The organism is Candidatus Oscillochloris fontis (genome assembly GCF_004138135.1).
GTDB classification, from domain to species: Bacteria; Chloroflexota; Chloroflexia; order Chloroflexales; family Chloroflexaceae; genus Oscillochloris; species Oscillochloris fontis.
This window is the reverse complement of sequence record NZ_RYFD01000009.1, coordinates 67448-86610: the sequence shown is the minus strand read 5'-3', so window position 1 is coordinate 86610 and position 19163 is coordinate 67448. Positions and strand designations below refer to the sequence as shown.

Annotated in this window: 10 protein-coding genes; 7 read left to right on the top strand and 3 right to left on the bottom strand. The window is 58.5% G+C overall.

Annotation, left to right across the window (positions count from 1 at the left end):
• Positions 1-157: 157 nt before the first annotated feature.
• Entirely contained in the window at positions 158-8506 is an 8349-nt protein-coding gene (locus tag EKD03_RS05835) for a GAF domain-containing protein (RefSeq protein WP_129628532.1), read from the top strand.
• Positions 8503-9339 (top strand): alpha/beta fold hydrolase, encoded by an 837-nt coding sequence (locus EKD03_RS05830; RefSeq protein ID WP_129628530.1) that lies wholly within the window; start codon positions 8503-8505, stop codon positions 9337-9339. Before EKD03_RS05835 ends, EKD03_RS05830 begins: the two co-directional genes overlap by 4 nt.
• A gap of 5 nt (positions 9340-9344) precedes the next feature.
• On the opposite strand, the gene EKD03_RS05825 is transcribed toward EKD03_RS05830, so the two are convergent.
• Entirely contained in the window at positions 9345-9557 is a 213-nt protein-coding gene (locus tag EKD03_RS05825; protein ID WP_129628528.1) for a heavy-metal-associated domain-containing protein, read from the bottom strand.
• A gap of 191 nt (positions 9558-9748) precedes the next feature.
• On the opposite strand from EKD03_RS05825, the gene cobO reads away from it, so the two are divergent.
• Positions 9749-10315, top strand: coding sequence for a cob(I)yrinic acid a,c-diamide adenosyltransferase (gene cobO / locus EKD03_RS05820; RefSeq protein ID WP_129628526.1), 567 nt, complete (start codon positions 9749-9751; stop codon positions 10313-10315).
• Here cobO and EKD03_RS05815 read toward each other — a convergent pair.
• Positions 10312-12183, bottom strand: a complete 1872-nt coding sequence (locus EKD03_RS05815; protein WP_161569192.1) for a diguanylate cyclase — start codon at positions 12181-12183, stop codon at positions 10312-10314. The genes cobO and EKD03_RS05815 overlap by 4 nt on opposite strands.
• A gap of 340 nt (positions 12184-12523) precedes the next feature.
• Between EKD03_RS05815 and EKD03_RS05810 the strand changes: the two genes are divergently transcribed.
• The 4 genes from EKD03_RS05810 (at position 12524) to EKD03_RS05795 (ending at position 17895) form a co-directional block, all read left to right on the top strand.
• Positions 12524-14095, top strand: a complete 1572-nt coding sequence (locus EKD03_RS05810) for a DEAD/DEAH box helicase (protein ID WP_129628524.1) — start codon at positions 12524-12526, stop codon at positions 14093-14095.
• 48 nt (positions 14096-14143) lie between these two features.
• Positions 14144-15481 (top strand): glutamine synthetase family protein, encoded by a 1338-nt coding sequence (locus EKD03_RS05805; RefSeq protein ID WP_129628522.1) that lies wholly within the window; start codon positions 14144-14146, stop codon positions 15479-15481.
• 95 nt (positions 15482-15576) lie between these two features.
• Complete coding sequence (locus EKD03_RS05800; RefSeq protein WP_129628520.1) at positions 15577-16632, top strand: C39 family peptidase; 1056 nt, start codon at positions 15577-15579, stop codon at positions 16630-16632.
• 9 nt (positions 16633-16641) lie between these two features.
• Positions 16642-17895, top strand: coding sequence for a glycosyltransferase family 4 protein (locus EKD03_RS05795; RefSeq protein ID WP_129628518.1), 1254 nt, complete (start codon positions 16642-16644; stop codon positions 17893-17895).
• A gap of 269 nt (positions 17896-18164) precedes the next feature.
• Here EKD03_RS05795 and EKD03_RS05790 read toward each other — a convergent pair whose 3' ends face one another.
• Complete coding sequence (locus tag EKD03_RS05790) at positions 18165-19145, bottom strand: electron transfer flavoprotein subunit alpha/FixB family protein (RefSeq protein ID WP_129628516.1); 981 nt, start codon at positions 19143-19145, stop codon at positions 18165-18167.
• Positions 19146-19163 lie beyond the last annotated feature (18 nt).

Below are 19163 nucleotides of genomic sequence, written 5' to 3'. Positions count from 1 at the left end.
ACACTCCCCTTTGGTATCTTAATATGGCAGCGGAAACCAGTATCGCCCGCGTTTATTGTGAAAGAGCTTGGTCAATCGTTGTTCTATCTGACCAATGCTCCGCTGACCAACCGCCCGTGCCGCCCCTGCGGACTCTGTGAGGAGCATTCCAGATACCATGGACTCTTTGATCGCCTCAACTCCGACCTATGGCTGGGAACTGCTTGCTCAGTTGGCCGCCTGGGGGCAGCAGAGGACTCCCAATCCTGATCCGCACACTTGCGTGGGTGATCTGGCAGGACTGCTGGCTCGTTACTTCCAGGTACCTGGTGGGCGGGTGGAAATTGTCGAACAGGGGCATGTTCTTGCTGCTGGTGCATGGGGCCATCCGGTTGCAGCGGATACACTGCCGCTAAGCCTGAGTGCGCATGGTGAGGAGATCGGGCGCTTATGGCTGGTGGGGCAGGCTACGCTCGATGCTAACTTCTTGCGCGTGTTGACCGCGCAGTTGGCCTTGCTTTTGCAGAATCAGCGCCAGCAGGCCGAAGTACAAATTACGAACCAGTTGCGAGCAATGGTGGCCGAGTATTTGGAGCAGGTGGGCACGCTGGATAGCCGCGCTTTGTTTGATGCGGTCTTGATGGCGGCCTTGCCGCTGTTGCATGTGACGAGTGCGGCGATCTACAGTCAGGATGCGGCGCATCTGTTGCTCTATGCTTCGGTGCCGGATCAGGCATCCTATCCGTTGTTGATTGATGATGTGGCGCACTTTGTGGCAGAACGCGCACCACGCCAGATGCAGCTTGGCCATCCAGCAGCGCTCTCGGTTTGGGTCTTTCCTTTGTGGACCCACGAGACGTTGGTGGGGGTGTTGATGGTTGGTCTGGGTGAGGCTGATCGTACTCCGATCCAGATGCGCCTCGTCACCTTCTTTGCCGAGCAGGTGACGTTATTGTTGCGCAATGCACGCCTCTTTAGCCAACATCAGCAACGCGCCCGTGAGTTGTTTGTTCTGTACGAGAATAGTAAAGAGATCACGACTGGTACCCAGATCGAGAGTATGCTTGATCGGGCGAGTGAGAATATTGCGCTGGCGTTGAGTGCCGACTATTGCGCAGTGCGGTTGATCGATCCCCAGCACCCCGATACCCTCGCCATCGTTGGCTGTTATGCCGAACATGGCCGTGAAGAGCACATGCCGACGGTGCATGCTGTGACCATGTTGGCCGAGTTGGGTCGCAACGATATCATGCTGGTTGATACGGTTGCCAGTTTAGAACCTAGTACGCCACTGGCAACGATGTTCGCTGCCGAGAAGTTGGGTACTGCGTTCTTGTTACCCTTGCGCGCCAAAGACCAACTGATCGGCCTCTTGACCATCGGCTATGTGCGTGAGCGGCGTCCGGTTTCGCAGGCGGATCGTAACTTGGCGCAGGTCTTGGCGGCCCAGGTGGCGACGGCGATTGCCAACCGGCGGCTCTACTTGGTTGAGCAGCAGCGGGCGGCGGAGCTAGAGCAACTCCAACGGATTGGCCAACGTCTGAGTGCAGGACTCTCGCTTGATGAGACCCTCGAAGCGATCCTCGAAGGGGTGCATTCGCTGATTGATTGTCAGGCCGTGCGGGTGAGCCTGTGGGATGCACCAACACATGAGTTGACGGTCGTGGCGACGACGGGCTTGCGCGAACCAGCCAGGAGCACGCCAGATGGTTTAAGCACGTGGCTGGCCCGCCATCAACGCTCACGGGTGATTGCCGATCTGGAGGCCAATGCGCGCCAGGCACCGGCTGGGCAGCAGTATGTCCACATCCCCTTAGAGGATGGCACCCTCGCCCACTCCTATCTGGGGGTACCACTACGCACCGGCGATACATTGGCCGGGATTCTGGAACTCTTTGCGCGTCAACCGGGTGCTTTCTCATCTGAGAATGAACACCTGATGAGCATTGTGGCTGGGCAGTCGGCGCAGGCGCTGGTGAATGCAACTCGCTACGAGCAGGCCGATACGAGCCTGCGTATCCGTTTGGAGCAACTGCGGGCCTTGCAACGGGTATCGAGCCAGTTGGCGATCACCCTCAACCAGAAGGAGATCCTGTCCTATGTGCTGGAGCAGGCGATCAAAGCAACCGGAGCAACCCATGGCTTGATCGCATTGAAGGCCAATGAGGATGATGGCAGCGATGGGCAGTTGGCGCTACGTGCCTTGGGTGGTGCGTTGGCCTCCGCGATCTACCACCGCAGTATGCACAATCTCGTCCTTGACGGTAGCCACACATGCTTGATTGTTGAAACGGTGGGCTATGATGAGGCGACCCAAGACGCGATCATCGGCTCGGTGTTGGATAGTGTCGCGGCGACGGCGCATACCGCCATCCAACAGGGTGAGCCGGAGTTGAGTGATCAGATCGGGCCAAGTGAACGGATTGCGGTCTATCTGCCCGATGCGGCTTCGGCTTTGGCCGCCCCGATCTTCTATGAGGCGGGGGTGGCGGGGGTGTTGCTGCTACTCTCGCCACGCCCACGTGGTTTTGATCACGACTCGGTCGAGTTCCTGCGCGCCCTGACCCACCAGGCGGCGGTAGGTATTGGCAATGCGCAACGCTACGCCGAACTCGAACACCTCTCGCGCATCTTCCAGCGCCGTGCTTCAATGCTGAATGATGTGTTGGAGATTGGTCAGTCGTTGCGTACTGATGATTCGCTCGAAAGCCTGTTGGAACAGGTTGGCTATAGCGTCGTCGAGTCGGCCAACTTCCGCACCATTCTCTTCTGTCTGGCTGATCCCGACAATCCGCAGGTGTTACGCCCGGTGGCGGCGGCGGGTATTCCGCTGAATGAGTTGGATCATCTGGGTGAGGAGCCATTGCCGGAGGCGTTGGCCATCCGCTACCTCGATTCACGCTTCCAACTGGGCCATTGCTACTTTATTCCAGCGGAAGAGGCGTTGGCGCTGGAGGCCGATGTTCGTACCACGGTCTTCAACTATACCCCGTTTGATGATGATCGTCTGCCCGACGAGTGGCAGTGCAATGATCGTTTGTGTGTCCCGCTCTATTCCGCTGAAGGTAACCTGCTCGGCCTGATGTTTGCGAGTGACCCGCAGGATCGTCAGCGGCCTACGGCTCGCACCGTTGAGGCGCTAGAGGTCTTTGCCGATCAATCCGCGATTGCGATTGAGAACTACTACCTGCTGCGTGATGCGCGCGCACGGGCCGAGTTGATGGCGGCGCTCTTCCAGGTGGGTAGTGCGGCTACCAGCACGACTGATCTGGAGACTCTGCTTGATCGGGTCTACCAGGAGATTGTGAGCTACCTGGGCACGCCCAGTTTCTATTACATTGCGCGTTATGATGCGGAACGCGAGCAGCTATGCTTCAAACAGTTTTTGCGCCAGGGCGAGGTATTGCCCGAATATGAACAGGCAACCTTCGCTAAGAGCGGGCTGAGTGAGATTGTCATTGATACTGCGAAGTCGCTGCTGATCCATGATCTGCATTCCGATACCGAAATGGCTGGTAAGCGGATCTTACGTGCCGAACAGGGCGAGTTGGTGCGCTCGTGGCTGGGCTTGCCCTTGATCAGCCAGGGCCACGTCATTGGGCTGCTCAGTGTGCAGGACTTTAAGCCCAACGCCTTCTCGGAGCGCGATCAACAGTTCCTCAATGCGCTCTCAAGCCAGTTGGCGATTGCCTTGGAGAATGCGCGCCTCTTTGCCGAGCGTGAACGACGGATTGCAGAGTTGGATGTGATCAACCAGATTGGGCGGATTACCAGTTCGACCCTCGATCTGCCGTTGATGTTGCATCGTGTCTATACCCAACTTGCCAGTTCACTCACCATGGATTCCTTCTCCATCTTGGTCTATCAGGATGAAGTACAGGAGATCTTGCTCTCTTTTGAGGTGGATGATGGCAAGCAGGTTGTTGATCACATATCACGCAAACCGAGTCCGGGGAGCCTGACCGAGCAGATTATTCTGACGCGCCAGCCCCTCCAGTTCCAAGATCTGCGCGTGGAGGCGAACGATCATGGGTTGACCCCGATGCCCTTTGGGAGTGAGCGCCTTTCGGCGGCTTGGCTGGGGGTGCCACTCTTGGTTGGTGATGGACGTGTGGTTGGGGTGATGGCGGTAATGAGCTATACCCCCAATGTGTATGGCGAGCGTGAACGTTCCTTCCTCACCACAGTGGCCAATCAGGTGGCACTAGGGGTGCAGAATGCGCGCCTGCTGGCGCAGGCGCATGAGCAGGTGCAGCAGCTCGATCTGCTCAATCGGGTCTCGCTGATGGCAGCCACTGAGACCGATGTCCACCAGATCTACCAGACAATTGTCACGGCGATGTCTGAGGCTACCGGGGCAAATCAGGCCCGTTTGTTGCTCTACAACCGCCGTACCGGGTATGCGCGCAGTGTGGCGACGCTCGTTCCAGAGAAGGAACATACCGCGCTGGTGCTGCCACTGATCAATAATCCTGCGGTGGATTGGCTCGATGAACATAAGATGCCGCTGGTGACTGAAGATGCGCGCCATGAACCAGACTTGGAGCGTTCACATCAGGCGTTTATTGCGCTCGACATCCGCTCGTTAGCACTCGTTCCGCTCGTGGTGGATCACGACGTGATTGGTGTTGTGACCCTCGAGACAATTGGCCATCTCGGCGACTTCCGCCCGCAGGCGATTGAACTCTGCCAGACGATTGCCAACCAGGTCACGGCGGCGATCTCGCGTAGCCAAGCCTTTGCCGCAGCGCGTAATAGTGCCGAGGCGCTGGGTGAAAAGGTCAGCGAACTAAGTACCCTGCTGGATGCAGCGCGGATTCTCTCCTCGTTGCTCAAGCCCGAAGAGGTGTTGAACAAACTGATGGAGTTGGTCTCGCGCCAACTCAATGTCACCACCGTGGCACTCTGGACGATCACCGAAGGCAATATGCTGGTTCCCGCCGCGCTCGATGGTATCCCCAGTGAGCGGGCCGGGCGCATGCGCGTGCCAGTGGGCCAGGGGCATACCGGGCGGGTTGCCCAAACCGGCCTCCCGTTGATCATTGACGACGTGAGCAAGCATGGTGGTTCGATCTACCCGCGCTATGAGCGTGACAACAACCTCGTCTCGTATATGGGCGTGCCAGTGATCTATCGTGAGCGCACGATTGGTGTGCTTAGTGTGATGACCAACTATGTGCGCTTCTTCAGTGATGATGAGATGATGCTCATGGCGGGGCTGTCCGACCAAGCCGCCACCGCGCTGGAGAATGCGCGCCTCTTCCAAGAGCGCGAACGTCAGATCAAGGAACTCTCGACGATCAACGCGATTAGCGCGGCAGTCAATTCGACCACCGAACCACAGGATCTGCTCGAACGCCTGCACCGGGGTGTTGGCGAGATTCTTGATGTGAGTACCTCGATCATTGCTATCTACGACCCAGCCAATGATCTCTTGAGCTACCCGGTGGTCTATGATCGCGGTGTGCGTCAGATGCTCGATCCCTCTCCATTGGCGAATGGTACCAATGCCTGGGTGGTGCGCAATCGTCAATCGCTCTTGCTGCACACGATTGATGAAGTGCGCACCATGGGCTTGGTGGTTGAAGATGGTCATATTGGGGCCGATGATCAGATCGAACAATCCTATCTGGTCTGCCCGATTATCTTTGGCAATCAAGTTTTGGGTGTGATCAACATCCAGAGCTATGAGCAATATGCCTTTAACCAGCATGATCTGCGCTTCCTGACCACCGTCACTAACCAAGCGGCGGTAGCACTTAACAACGCGACGCTCTTTACCGAGACGCGCCAGAATGCGCAGGAGATGACGACACTCTTCGAGGTGACGCAGAATCTCTCTGGTACACTCGATCTGGACGAGACCCAGCACCTGATCGCCGATTCGGCGGTGCGGATGCTGGGGGTTGAGATGTGTGCGGTCTTGTTGATCGAGGCGGGAGAGATGACGAAGCCGTTGGTGTTGGATCGCGGTGAGATCATCAATGCCAATGATCTGGGCTTTCGTCTGGATGGGCTAACGGGCCAATTGCTCAAGCGCGATCAGCCCTTAGCTATCCGCGATTTCCCCAACCTGGATCGGGAGATCACGAGTGACCAGATCCGCCAGCATGGAGTACGCAGTGCTCTTGGGGTGGTGATTACCTCGCATGATGAGCGTCTGGGCGTACTCTGGGTGGCCTCGCGCATGTCGCAGGAGTGGAACAAGCGCCAGATTGCGCTCATCTCGATCTTGGCCAACCAAGCTGGGCAGGCACTGAAGAGCGCCCAACTCTACCAGTTGGAGCAGCAACGGCGGCGGCTGGCCGATACGCTGCGTGATGTGGCGCAGTCCTTTACCAGTACTCTGGCGCTGCCCGAAATCCAGACCTTGATCTTTGACCAACTCAAGCGTGTGGTAAACTATGATAGTGCGGCGGTGCTGTTGCGGGTTGGTACGACCGACCGGTTCCAGATTACTGAAACACGTGGGATTGGTGCGGTACCTCTGCGTGAAGCGACCTTTGCGATGGATGCGATTGCGCTCTTCCAAAATATGGCCATTGAGCGCAAACCATTGATGTGCGCTGACACCCTCAATGATCCGCGCTTTGCGATGATGCATGAGTTGGGTTGGCATGCGCGTTCCTGGATTGGTGCGCCGCTGTTGGTGGATAATGAATTGGTGGGGTTGCTCACCATCGGTGCCGATGCGCCTGATAGTTACGATGACGAGGCAGTTGAAGGTACCTTTGCCCTTGCCAGCCAAGCGAGCCAGGCGATTCAAAATGCGCGACTCTTCGATCAGATCTCCAAACTGGCGGCAGATCTGGAGCGGCGGGTATTGGAGCGCACTGCGGATCTGGCGCGGGCAACCGATCAGTTGAGTGAAGAGAAGGATCGCCTCGAAGCCGTCCACGCAATTACACTGGAGTTGACCACCCAACTCGATCTGGATAGTATCATCCAGCGTGCATTAGAGTTGATCTCGGAGAACCTGGGGGTTGCCCGTGGTTCGATCATGTTGCGTGACACCGAGAATGGCTCGTTGTTATGTCGGGCGGTACTCTACAACCGGGGTGATGTGCGCGGGGCCAACATTCCGCTCACCTTCCAGGGCAGCGAGGGGCTATCTGGGTGGGTCATGCGCACCCAGGAACCGGTCAATATCGGGGATGTGCGGCAAGATGCGCGGTGGGTACAGGAGGCGGGGCGCGCCGATGATGTACGTTCGGTAGCGGCGGTACCGATTAAGACCAACGACGCGGCACTAGGCGTGCTGGTGCTTTCTAGCCCGATGGAGCACTACTTCACCGACTCGCAGATGAATCTGTTGGGGACGATTGCCAGCGTGGTTGCTTCGGCAGTCAGCAATGCCCAACTCTACAACTTCATTACTGAACTCGCTACGCGCAACTCGATCCTGCTCGAAGAGCAACGCGAAGAGAGTTCGAAGAGTGCGGCAGTCTTCCGTTCGGTGACCGAAGGTGTGATCGTGCTCGACCCGCAGGGTCAGGTGACACTCTTCAACCCGGCGGCTGAGCAGGTGTTGGAGATCCCGGCGGAGCGCTTGTTGCATCAACCGCTCAGTCGGCTCCACGACCATGGCGAGGATGAAGATCAACGTAAGCGGGCGCAGACCCTCTATACTGGCCTCGTGAATGGCTTGAATCAGGTGCAGCAGACCGAGAAGATCTACAGTTCATCACTCGATCTGACCAACCCTAATCAGGTGATTGCGCTCAATATTGCGCCGGTGATCGGGCCGGATGGCCAGGGCTACGGCAATGTGATGGTCTTGCGCGACATCACCCGCGAGATTGAGGCCGACGAGGCCAAGCGGCAGTTCATCTCCGACGTGAGCCACGAGCTACGTACCCCGCTCACCGCAATCAAGGGCTATGTGGATGTCTTGTTGCTGAGTGGTACCCAGACACTGACCAGTGATCAGGTGAGCTACCTAGGGATCATCAAGAACAATACCAATCGGCTGAAGGCACTGATCGAAGATATTCTGGAATTCTCGCGCCCCGATGCCTCGAAGAAGCTCAACTTTGCCCGGCTTGCGATCCCTGATGTGATTGACGAGGTGGTCAGTTCGTTGCGGCTGGAGTATCAGCGCAAAGATATGACGGTTGAGGTGGATGCGCCCCATGATCTGCCGACCGTGATGGCCGATCAGAAACGGATCACCCAAGTGGTGTTCAACCTCTTCTCAAACGCGGTAAAATACACCTTCGAGGGCGGTCGCATTCATGTCCGTGCTTACCTCAATCGGGCTAACATGTTCCAGGTTGATGTCGAAGACACGGGTGTGGGGATGTCGCCTGAGCAGCGTAAAAAGCTCTTCCGGCCCTTCTACCGCGCCGACAACCCCTTGCGTGATGTGGCAGGTGGTACCGGGTTGGGCCTCTCGATTGCCAAGGCGTTGATCGAGCAGCACGGTGGCGAAATGTGGGTCACCAGTGAGATCGGTAAAGGTAGCACCTTTAGTTTCATCCTTCCGCTCGAGCAGACGGACGTGAACCAGGAAGAGGACGCCGCGTGAGTGCCATTCATCTCGACAACCGACTGGTTCACTACGAGGTCTTCGGACGCGGCCAGCCAATAATCTTCCTTCACAGTTGGCTCGGTTCGTGGCGCTATTGGGTGCCCACGATGGATCTGGCCTCTGAGCGGTATCGTGCGTATGCGCTCGACTTCTGGGGCTATGGGGAGAGTGACCGGCGCGGGACACAGTTCACGATCTCTAGCTATGTGGATATGCTCAATCGCTTTATAGGCCAGATGGGGATCCCCCATGCTTATCTCGTTGGCCACGGGATGGGCGGGATGGTGGCGATTCGGGCCGCACGTGAGAACCCAGAACGCTTCACCAAGGTGATGAGTGTATGTACACCGCTCTATGGCCAAGTGTTGAGTAACCACGTCAAGCCGGGTACCTTCTCCAAGTTACTTGGGCGCAGCAATCCCACCAATGTTTGGACGAAGATCATTCGCTCCATTCCCATCGCCGATAGTGATGTGCAGAAGGAACTCTACGAAGATACCGAAAGCCTGAGTGAGACGGTCTTGGGGAGTGTGCAAGAGTCGTTATTTGATACCGATCTACGTTCAACGCTGGCCACCCTGGATGTACCACTCTTGGCAGTCTATGGTGGCAAGGATGTGATCGTGAATGACGAACATGCCCAATTCCTCAACGAACTGAGCGACCGGCCAACCCAGTTGATCACCTTGCCGAAAGCCAACCACTTCCCCTTCTTGGAACAGTCAAACACCTTCTCGCGGCTGTTGTTGGATTTTCTGGTCTCCCAAGGTTCGCCAGTGGAGATCAAAGAGGAGTGGCGGCGCCGGGTCAATCAGCGCGAGTATCTATAATTGCATCAGACCAGCACATTCGCCGTATACCCAGCATCGCGGATTGTGTGTAGGATGGTGGCCAAACTGAGCGCCTCGGTGTGTTCGATGTAGAGGATGTGCTCGGCGAGGTTGGCGCGCACATGGGTGACACCGGGCAGATCGTTGAGCACTGCAAGCAGGATGCGGCGGTCATGCTGCTGGCACATGGTATGAATGCGGAGGATTTGGCGGGGCATTAGGTGGCTCGCTTTCGTTCATTCATTGCTGTGAGTTTCCCGGCGGGGGTTGGGGAGATGCGAAGCCGCCCCCGAAGAACTTTTTTTCTCTGATGTTGGCGGCTTCGCCGCCAACATCAGAGAAAAGAGGCTCTGGGGCGTAGTCTCAAACTCCACCGGAGGTGATGTTGCTTGGATAGGGAGATAGACATATGACCGAACCATCGGATGCCCCTCAAGAGGCAGTGCAGCGCAACACCAAGGGTCTCGTGATCGTGAATACCGGCAACGGTAAGGGTAAGACCACCGCCGCCCTCGGTATTCTGCTGCGTGCGTGGGGGCGGGAGATGCGGGTAGGTGGGGTGCAGTTTATCAAGAACGAGCATGCCAACTATGGTGAACTGCGCGCCCTAGCGCGGATGGGAATTGAGCTAACCCCAATGGGTGATGGCTTTACCTGGAAGAGCCGTGATATAGACGAGAGCCAAGCTAGGGCGCGGCATGGGTGGGAGGTGGCCCAGCAGATGATTCGCGAGGGCGGCTATGATGTTTTGCTGTTGGATGAATTCACCTACCCATTGCAGTATGGTTGGATTGATGTTGAGGATGTGATTGCTTGGTTACGTGAGCATAAACCACCGATGTTGCATCTGATCATTACTGGGCGTGGCGCACCAGAGAGCCTAGTGGAATTTGCTGATCTCGTCACTGAGATGCGCGAGGTGAAGCACCCCTACCGCGAGCAGGGCATACGTGGCCAGAAGGGGATTGAATTTTAGTAGGCGACGCGGTTCTTGCCGGTGCGTTTAGCGACATAGAGTTGCTGATCGGCGGTAGCGATCATTTGTTCGATATTACCATTGCGCAACACCGCCACCCCTAGGCTGAGTGTTACCCGTAGGCGCGGTTCGAGGGCATACCAGCAATAGCTCTCCACCGCATTGCGGATCGCTTCAGCAATCAGCACGGCTTCATCAAAGAGCGTATTGGGGAGTAGAATCAGAAACTCCTCGCCACCATAGCGTGCGACGAGGTCGCTCTCGCGGGTCTGCTGGCGCATGAGTTTGGCCACCGTGCGCAGCACATCATTGCCGAGCATATGGCTAAATTGATCATTCACCTGCTTAAAATTATCAATATCACCCATGATCGCACACAGCGTATGACGTAGTTGCACTGAGGTCGCGGCCAGTTCTTCGATATGGGCATCTACATAACGGCGGTTGAAGAGGCCGGTGAGGCTATCTTCGTTGGCCTCACGTTCAAGAATCCGGGTACGGGCCTCAAGCTCGCGGATCACCTCATGCTGCTCGGATTCATCGAGTGCCTCGCTGATCGTTGCGTGCGGAACATGGAGTAAGAGTTGGTCGGTAACATCACCGAGGTTATGCTGGATGATCACGACCGCTTTTGCCCCACGTTTAGAGGCAGCCTCGATGGCCTCCTTATTGGGAACGAGAGCGATAAACTGTGTTGTGGTCTGGAGCGAATTCCATAGCCCCCAGACACCGGGGTCGGAGCTATTGGCGATCAGCAGGGCGGGGCTAGGATGGCGGGCCAGCAGACCCTGGGCGGACACGACATTGGTCGCGACCATTGGGCGGTAGCCTTGGAGGCGCACGGTCGTTGCGATAGTGGCCCGTAGTGCTTCGTTGGGTTCGATCAGGAGGGCTTCGGGGCGTTGTTGGCCGCGCCGATCCTGCGGAATTTCGGGGACTTGTACCACATTGTGGCGACGGTCGAGCACATAGCTATTGCCAGAGATATGTTTCGCGGCCTGCTTCAACTCGGCTGAGACCTGACTGAGATGATCGACACTAGTGAAGGAGCGGATATTGGTACTCACCACCGCAATTGAGAGGCTGAGCAGACCAAACTGGCGAGCGACGCCATGGCGATCAATCCCGCGCAGGTACCCACGCTCCAGATCGGCGGGATCATAGAGGGTGCGCATTTTTTCATCAAAGCGAGCAATCAAGCGCTTACACAAAGCCTCTGGATCATTGCCAAAGTGAATGATCGCAAAATCATCACCACCGATATGGCCAATAAAATCATCGTGGGCGGTGATCTCCGTGATCACATGGGCCAAGAGATGGATGGCACGATCCCCACGTGCAAAGCCATAGGCATCGTTAAATGCCTTAAAGTTATCGAGGTCAATCCAGAGCAACGAGAAGGCATGGCCAAGACCGAGTTGACGTTCAAGTTCGGCTTGGAGTAGCACATTGCCGGGCATGCCGGTGAGCGGATTGCGCACCGGGAGTTGGGCTGCGCGCCGCAGGTGGCTACGGATGCGTGCCAGCAATACATCAATATCATAGGGCTTGATGATATAGTCATCGGCCCCACTATCAAAGCCAGTAACAACATCCGATGAGGTGCTGCGTGCAGTGAGAATGATCATCGGCAGATGCGCCGTGCGGGTATCATTGCGCAACTGGCGGATGGCCTCAAATCCGTCCATCAAGGGCATCATTAGATCAACCAACAGCAGATCGGGTGGTTGATCTTGGGCCATCCGTACCAATTCATCGCCATTACTGGCGATACGCACCTCATAGCCAACATCCTGAAGCGTCTCGCGGAGCAAGAGGCACAGGGCCGGATCATCATCGGCAACAAGGATTTGTTCGTGTACCGTCATTGCCAACCCTGGATCATTGACGAACTTGGCGATCGATCCGACATAGCGGGTTCCTTTATACTGTCATCAAGCATACCACAAGATATTATGCTCTGTTGATTCTTCTTGTGCATGTGCGAGGGCATGGGCAACGTTGTTGGGGCTTCGCCTCAAACCCCAATTTTTGTTGTGTTTTGGCGGTGAAGTCGCCCTCGAACCTCCACCGAAGGTTGCACATGCCCTGACTATCGTGCCGTACCCTAGCGGCTGCGCTAACCGCAAGTGGTATAATCCGAGTAACTTAACGCTTCAATAGCATCACGCGAGATCGTGTTGATGATACAGAAATGAGACAACTTCGATGCCCACCTTTAGTGAACTTGGCCTAAGTGAACCCATCCTGAATGTACTTAAGGATCTTGGCTATGATGAACCGACCCCTATTCAGGAGCAGGCCATTCCGGTAATGCTCTTGAATAGTGATGTGATTGCTCAAGCGCAGACCGGCACCGGTAAGACGGCGGCCTTTGCGCTGCCGATTGTCCAACGGTTGCGTGATGAGCGGGTGCCGCAGGCGCTGATTCTGGCTCCGACCCGCGAGTTGGCGATGCAGGTGGCCGAGGCAATCTATAAATATGGCAAGGGTCGGCGGATTAGTGTCGCGCCAGTGTATGGTGGACAGCCGATCTATCGTCAGCTCCGAGCGCTCGAACAGGGCGTGCAGGTGGTCGTTGGCACGCCGGGTCGGATTATGGATCATATGCGGCGTGGTACGTTGGTGCTGGATCAGATCTCGACGGTGGTGCTGGACGAAGCCGATGAGATGCTCGATATGGGTTTTGTTGAGGATATTGAGTTTATCTTACAACAGACCCCTCAGACACGGCAGACAGCGCTCTTTTCGGCGACGATGCCGGAGGCGGTGCAGGGCTTGGTGCAGCGTTATACCAGGGATGCCAAGCGCATCAGTATTGCGGCTGAACAACTTGCGACACCGCGTACTCGGCAGACCTACTACGAAGTGATGCCGCGTGAGAAGCTTGATGCCTTGTGCCGCATTCTGGATGTGGAGACGCCCAGTTCGGCGATCATCTTCTGCCGTACCCGCAGCGAGGCTGATGCACTTGGTGAGAGCCTGCAAGGGCGTGGCTATCTTTCTGAGGTGCTGCACGGCGATTTGAGCCAAGCCCAGCGTGACCGGGTGATGAAGCGCTTCCGCGAGGGCCAGGCCGAGTTGTTGGTGGCTACCGATGTTGCGGCGCGTGGGTTGGATATTCCCGATGTCACCCATGTGATCAACTATGATGTGCCCAACGACCCAGAGGCGTATGTGCATCGCATCGGGCGTACCGGGCGGGCTGGGCGCACTGGGTTGGCGATCACGCTGATCACCCCGCGTGAGCGGCGTATGCTCCAGATTATTGAGCGTGCCAGCCGATCCCGCATTCAGCGCCAGAAGTTGCCCTCGCTGGCCGATGTGGCGGCGCGCCGCCGTGAGGCGTTCCGCGATGCGCTGCGTGAGGTGTTGGAACAGGGCGATCTTGACCCGTACCTCCTCATGGTTGAGGAGATGTCTGAGGAGCATGATGCGGTTGATCTGGCCGCTGCGGCCTTTAAGTTGTTGCTCAACGAGGTGGAACAGGATGATACGATTACCAGTGTTGAGGGTGACGCGGCTGGCTCTGAGCCGGGCATGCAGCGCCTCTTCCTTGATGTGGGCCGCTTCGACCGGATCCGTCCCTCCGATATTGTGGGCGCGATTGCCAATGAAGTGGGCCTCTCGGGTAAGAGCATTGGCAGTATTGATATCTATGACCGCTTCTCCTTCGTGGAGGTGCCTAACGAACATGCCCAGAAGGTGCTGCACATCCTGAATGGGGTGAGCATGCGCGGCAAGCAGGTGCGGGTTTCGATTGCGAAGCCTAAACGCTAAACTGGCTGAAATACCCAGAAAACCACTTACCCAGAGGAGTGCCACCTCATGAGCGATACTACCCGCCAGGAACTGCTTGAGCGAGTAAAAGAACAGAGTGTTGCGTTTATCAACCTCCAGTTCACCGATATTCTTGGTATGGTCAAGACTGTGACGATTCCGATTGAGGAGTTGCCCGATGCGCTTGATCATGGGGTCTGGTTTGATGGGTCCTCGATTGAGGGTTTTGCGCGGATGGTCGAGAGCGATATGTATCTGGTGCCCGATCCGAGCACCTATTCGCTCATTCCTTGGGATCAGCATGCCGGGCTTTCGACCGCCCGGTTCATCTGTAATATCTACACCCCTGATGGGACGCCCTTTACGGCTGATCCGCGCCATGTGCTCACCTCGGTATTGGGGCAGGCGGCGGAGTTGGGCTATGGCTTTCATGTGGCACCGGAGTTGGAGTTCTTTCTCTTCCACCGTGATGGTGTGCAGCAGACGACGCCGTTGCCGCATGATAACGCGAGCTATTTTGATGTCTCGACTGATCAAGCAACGCTCATTCGACGCCAGATGGTGCGGGCACTACGCGGGATGGGGATCGTCACTGAGGCGGCGCACCACGAAGTGGCCGCCGGGCAGCACGAGATTGATCTGCGGGTGACCGAGGCGCTGCGGGCTGCCGATCATACCGTTACGGCGCGGGTGGCGCTGAAGGCTATCGCGCAGATTAATGGCCTGTATGCGACCTTTATGCCCAAGCCGTTGGCGACGGTGAATGGGAATGGTATGCATGTCCATCAGAGTCTGGTCGATCTGGCGACGGGGCAGAATGTCTTTTTCGACCCTGACGATCCATATGGGCTGTCTCCGATTGCGCGCCACTTTATCGCCGGGTTGCTGGCGCATGCACGCGGGATGTGTGTCATTCTGGCACCGCTGGTCAACTCCTACAAGCGGCTGGTGCCGGGGTTTGAGGCACCGATCTATATCTCGTGGGGACGCACGAACCGTTCGGCGTTGGTGCGGGTGCCACGGATCACCAACGGGCGCAACCAGAGTACCCGGATTGAGTTGCGCTGCCCCGATCCTTCGTGTAACCCCTACTTGGCCTATGCGGTGATGCTGGCGGCGGGGCTTGATGGCATCAAGCGCAAGTTGTCGCTGCGTGAAGCAGCCGAAGAGGATCTCTTTCACATCGATCCACGGGCGCGGGGGCTGGCGATGTTGCCCAGTTCGCTCGGTGCGGCGCTGGATGCGCTGCGCGAAGATGAGGTCATTCAGGCCGCGATTGGGCCGAATGTCTATGAGCGTTTTGTGGATGCGAAGCAGTTGGAGTGGGAGAGTTACCGTTCCTATGTGTCGCAGTGGGAGTTAGAGCGCTATTTGCCGATCTTTTAGGGCGTTCGGGGGCGGCACAGCCGCCCCCGAGATCTTTTTTTGTGGTGTTTTGGCGGCGAAGCCGCCAAAACACCACAAAAACCACAAAAAGAACCATGAACCATTGCCTGATCGCCTATACGGTTCCCCAAATGGCTACCTGGCAGCATGAAGCGGTGCTGGCTGGTGATGACCCGGCGTGCCAGCAAGCCTTGCTGGGGCCGGTTGAGGCGCTTGCGGCGGTGACTGAGGTCGTTCCATCTTGGGGGGCCACGACACCCACTGGGAGTTGGATCGAAATTCAGCTTCGCGCCCATACGGTGCAGGGCTGGTCGAAGTTCTATCGGGTGGCCACTTGGGATGCCGCACCCGAAGCGAGCCGCCGGACTAGTTTTGCTAGCCAGCAGGATGAGATCGGGTGTATAGCGACCGATACGCTCTTGCTCAACATTCCCGCTGATGCGCTCCAGGTGCGGGTATTGCTGTGTGCGCCGACGGGTGTTGCGCTGCCGCACCTCGATCTGCTGACCTTGTGTGTGAGTTGTAACAGCGACGCAGCGGCGGCAGCACCGGCCCCGGAGGTGTGGCCGTCGCCCCTCGCCATGCCGCTGCTCATCTCGCAGTATCTCAGTTTCCCCGACGGTGAGGGCTGGTGTAGCCCAACGGCGCTGGGGATGTGTCTGGCCTATTGGCGCACACACCTGGATGATCCGCGCTTGGCCGCCTTCACCACCCCTGCGTGTGTACCCGATCTGCTTGTGCCGATGATCTATGATCCGGCCTGGGAGGGCACCGGCAACTGGGTCTTCAACACCGCCTATGCGGCCAGCCTGGGGCTGTTTGCCTATGTCACCCGACTGCACAGCCTGAACCAAGTGGCGCGCTGGGTACAGGCGGGGGTTCCGGTGGTCTGTAGCGTTGCGTGGCGGGAGGGTGAGCTTGAAGGAGCGGTGGGAGCGACTGCCGGGCATCTCACGCTGCTGATCGGCGTGGATGCTGATGCGGTCACGGTGGCAGAACCGGCCAGCCGGGATATGGCGCAGAGCATCTGGCGCTACCCAGCGGATCAGTTTGTGGCCTGTTGGCAGAACAACTCGGCGGGAGCAGTCTATCTGGTCTATCCGCCCGATCATCCCCGACCTGCCCCTGGCGCGGATGATGCTTGGTTTTGAAAGTGCCGTATGAAGATCCTCTTTCTCTCGCCCTACCCGGCCTATCCGCCACGGGGTGGCGGGGCGTTGCGTATCTGGAACCTGCTGCGGGGCTTGGCTCAGCATCATGACATCACGTGTCTCAGTTTTGCCTCCGACGCGGCGGCGGTGGTGGCGCTGGCCCCCATGCGGGCGCATTGCCGCCTCGCAACGGTGATCGGACCGCCGCCGCGCAGCCTCGCGCAGCGCGCTAGGGCGACGCTTACCAGCCGACTGCCCGATCTGGCGTTGCGCAACGCCGCCCCGGCCTACCGCGAGGCGCTGAGTCGGTTGTTGGCCGCCGAGCGTTTCGATCTGGTTCACGCGGCCAGCCTGGAGATGGCCGATTATGGTCTGTTGGCGCGCCAATTCGGGGTGCCGCTGATCAGCCTGGATCAGTTTAATGCCGAGTACCTGTTGCAGCGGCGGGCGGCGCTGAGTGACCTACGGCGCGGTGTGGCGGGCACGCCACGGGCGTTGCTGGGCGGAGTCTACTCGCTGGTGCAGTGGCGTAAACTGGTGGCCTACGAGCGGCGCGTGGTGCGCGACTATGACCGGGTGTTGGTGGTGTCGGCGGAGGATCAGGCGGCGCTGGCGCGGCTGGCACCGCAGGCGAGTCTGCACGTCATCCCCAACGGGGTGGACACGAGTTACTTTGCGCCGCATGACCCTCCCCCCCCTGGCCTCCCTCGCCCGTTCGCTGCGCGAACAGGCGAGGGGGGAAGCGATCTGGTCTTTACGGCCACGCTGGATTACCGGCCCAACATTGACGCGCTGGTCTGGTTTGTGCAGCAGGTACTCCCGCGCATTCGGGCCGTGCAACCAGCGGCGCGTTTTGTGGTGGTGGGGCGGGCGGCGGGGCCGGCGGTGCGGGCGCTGCACGATGGCGACGCGGTGGTGGTGGTGGGTGAAGTGGATGACGTGCGGCCCTCCATTGGGGCGGCGGCGGCCTACGTGGTACCGATGCGCATCGGGGGTGGCTCGCGGCTCAAGCTGTTGGAGGCGCTCGCACTGGCTGCGCCGGTGGTGAGTACGCCGATGGGGGCCGAGGGCATCATCGGGCTAGAGGATGGGAAACACCTGTTGTTGGGGGCAACCCCGGCGGCGTTCGCGGCGGCCACGCTACGCCTGATCGCAGATCGGGAGTTGGGGCGCAGGTTGGGGGCGGCGGGGCGGGCGCATGTGGTCTCGCAGTATGATTGGCAGGCGATCATCCCGCGTTTGGAGGGGGTGTATGGGGGTTAACCGCCGAGGACGCGGAGGGGCGCAGAGGATTCTTTTTCTGTCGTCTCCTCGGTGGTAGATGGTATATAACCGCCGAGGACGCGGAGGGGCGCAGAGGATTCTTTTTCTGTCGTCTCCTCGGTGGTAGATGGTATATAACCGCAAAGGACGCGGAGGGGCGCAGAGGTCGAGGTTTAACCGCCGAGGACGCGGAGGGGCGCAGAGGATGGTGTTTTATCCGATCCTCTGCGCCCCTCTGCGTCCTTTGCGGTGAAAAGAACGGGGCAGATCTACCGCCCCAGGCGCGCCTTGAGCTGCTCGGTCAGCAACGGCAACACCTCATTCACGTCCCCAACGAGGCCATACGTGGCAACGCGGAAGATCGGGGCGTCGGGATCTTTGTTGATCGCCACAATCGAGCGCGAGGTGCGCATCCCGGCGAGGTGCTGAATGGCCCCGCTAATCCCGCAGGCTACATAGAGCTTCGGGCTAACCGTCTTGCCCGTCTGGCCGACCTGATGCTCGTAGGGCACCCAGTGATCATCAACCACGGCACGCGAGGCACCATAGGCGGCACCGAGCGCTTCGGCGAGGGGCGGAATGAGCTTGAAGTAGTTGTCCTTGTTGCCCAGGCCGCGCCCGCCGCTGACGATGATCGTGGCGTCGGCGAGGTTGACCGCGCCGCTCTTGGGGGCCACACTCACCACCTTGGTGCGGATGCTGGTGGCGGGCATGGCGACATTCTGGATGTTGCCGCTGCGCCCAGCTTGCTCGGCAGCTTCGGGGAAGCTCTGCTTGCGCGCCAGCACCACCACCGGGCGTCCGGCGGCGAAGGCGAGGGTGTTGATCACATTACCACCGTGCGAGGGGCGCACGGCGCTGATCTGACCACCGGAAACCGTAATATCGGTGGCATCAACCGCGAGGCCCGCGTTTAGATCGGTAGCCAGGGCGGCACCGAAGTCGCGCATCTGGAAGCTGGCACCGGCCAGTACCACTGCGGGCTGAGCCTGTGCGGCGACGGCTTTCGCCGCTGCGACATAGCCATCGGTGGTGTAACTGGCCAGGGACGCATCACTGACGACATAGACCGTATCGGCACCCAGGGCGACGGCCTGCGCCGCCAGATCACCGGTATCGCCACCGACCACCACCGCAGCGAGGGGGCCACCCAGGGCATCGGCGAGGCTCTTTCCCTTACCGAGTAACTCACGGGTAATCGCGGCAATCTTGCCGCCTACCTGCTCGACACATACGAGTACGCCTGACATTCTATCCTCCCTTGGATC

What these genes read in the sequence shown, in the direction of transcription:
- EKD03_RS05790 (WP_129628516.1), bottom strand. Translation starts at nt 19,145, where the DNA reads ATGTCAGGCGTACTCGTATGTGTCGAGCAGGTAGGCGGCAAGATTGCC.
- EKD03_RS05805 (WP_129628522.1), top strand. Translation starts at nt 14,144, where the DNA reads ATGAGCGATACTACCCGCCAGGAACTGCTTGAGCGAGTAAAAGAACAG.
- cobO (WP_129628526.1), top strand. Translation starts at nt 9,749, where the DNA reads ATGACCGAACCATCGGATGCCCCTCAAGAGGCAGTGCAGCGCAACACC.
- EKD03_RS05825 (WP_129628528.1), bottom strand. Translation starts at nt 9,557, where the DNA reads ATGCCCCGCCAAATCCTCCGCATTCATACCATGTGCCAGCAGCATGAC.
- EKD03_RS05815 (WP_161569192.1), bottom strand. Translation starts at nt 12,183, where the DNA reads ATGACGGTACACGAACAAATCCTTGTTGCCGATGATGATCCGGCCCTG.
- EKD03_RS05795 (WP_129628518.1), top strand. Translation starts at nt 16,642, where the DNA reads ATGAAGATCCTCTTTCTCTCGCCCTACCCGGCCTATCCGCCACGGGGT.
- EKD03_RS05835 (WP_129628532.1), top strand. Translation starts at nt 158, where the DNA reads ATGGACTCTTTGATCGCCTCAACTCCGACCTATGGCTGGGAACTGCTT.
- EKD03_RS05810 (WP_129628524.1), top strand. Translation starts at nt 12,524, where the DNA reads ATGCCCACCTTTAGTGAACTTGGCCTAAGTGAACCCATCCTGAATGTA.
- EKD03_RS05800 (WP_129628520.1), top strand. Translation starts at nt 15,577, where the DNA reads ATGAACCATTGCCTGATCGCCTATACGGTTCCCCAAATGGCTACCTGG.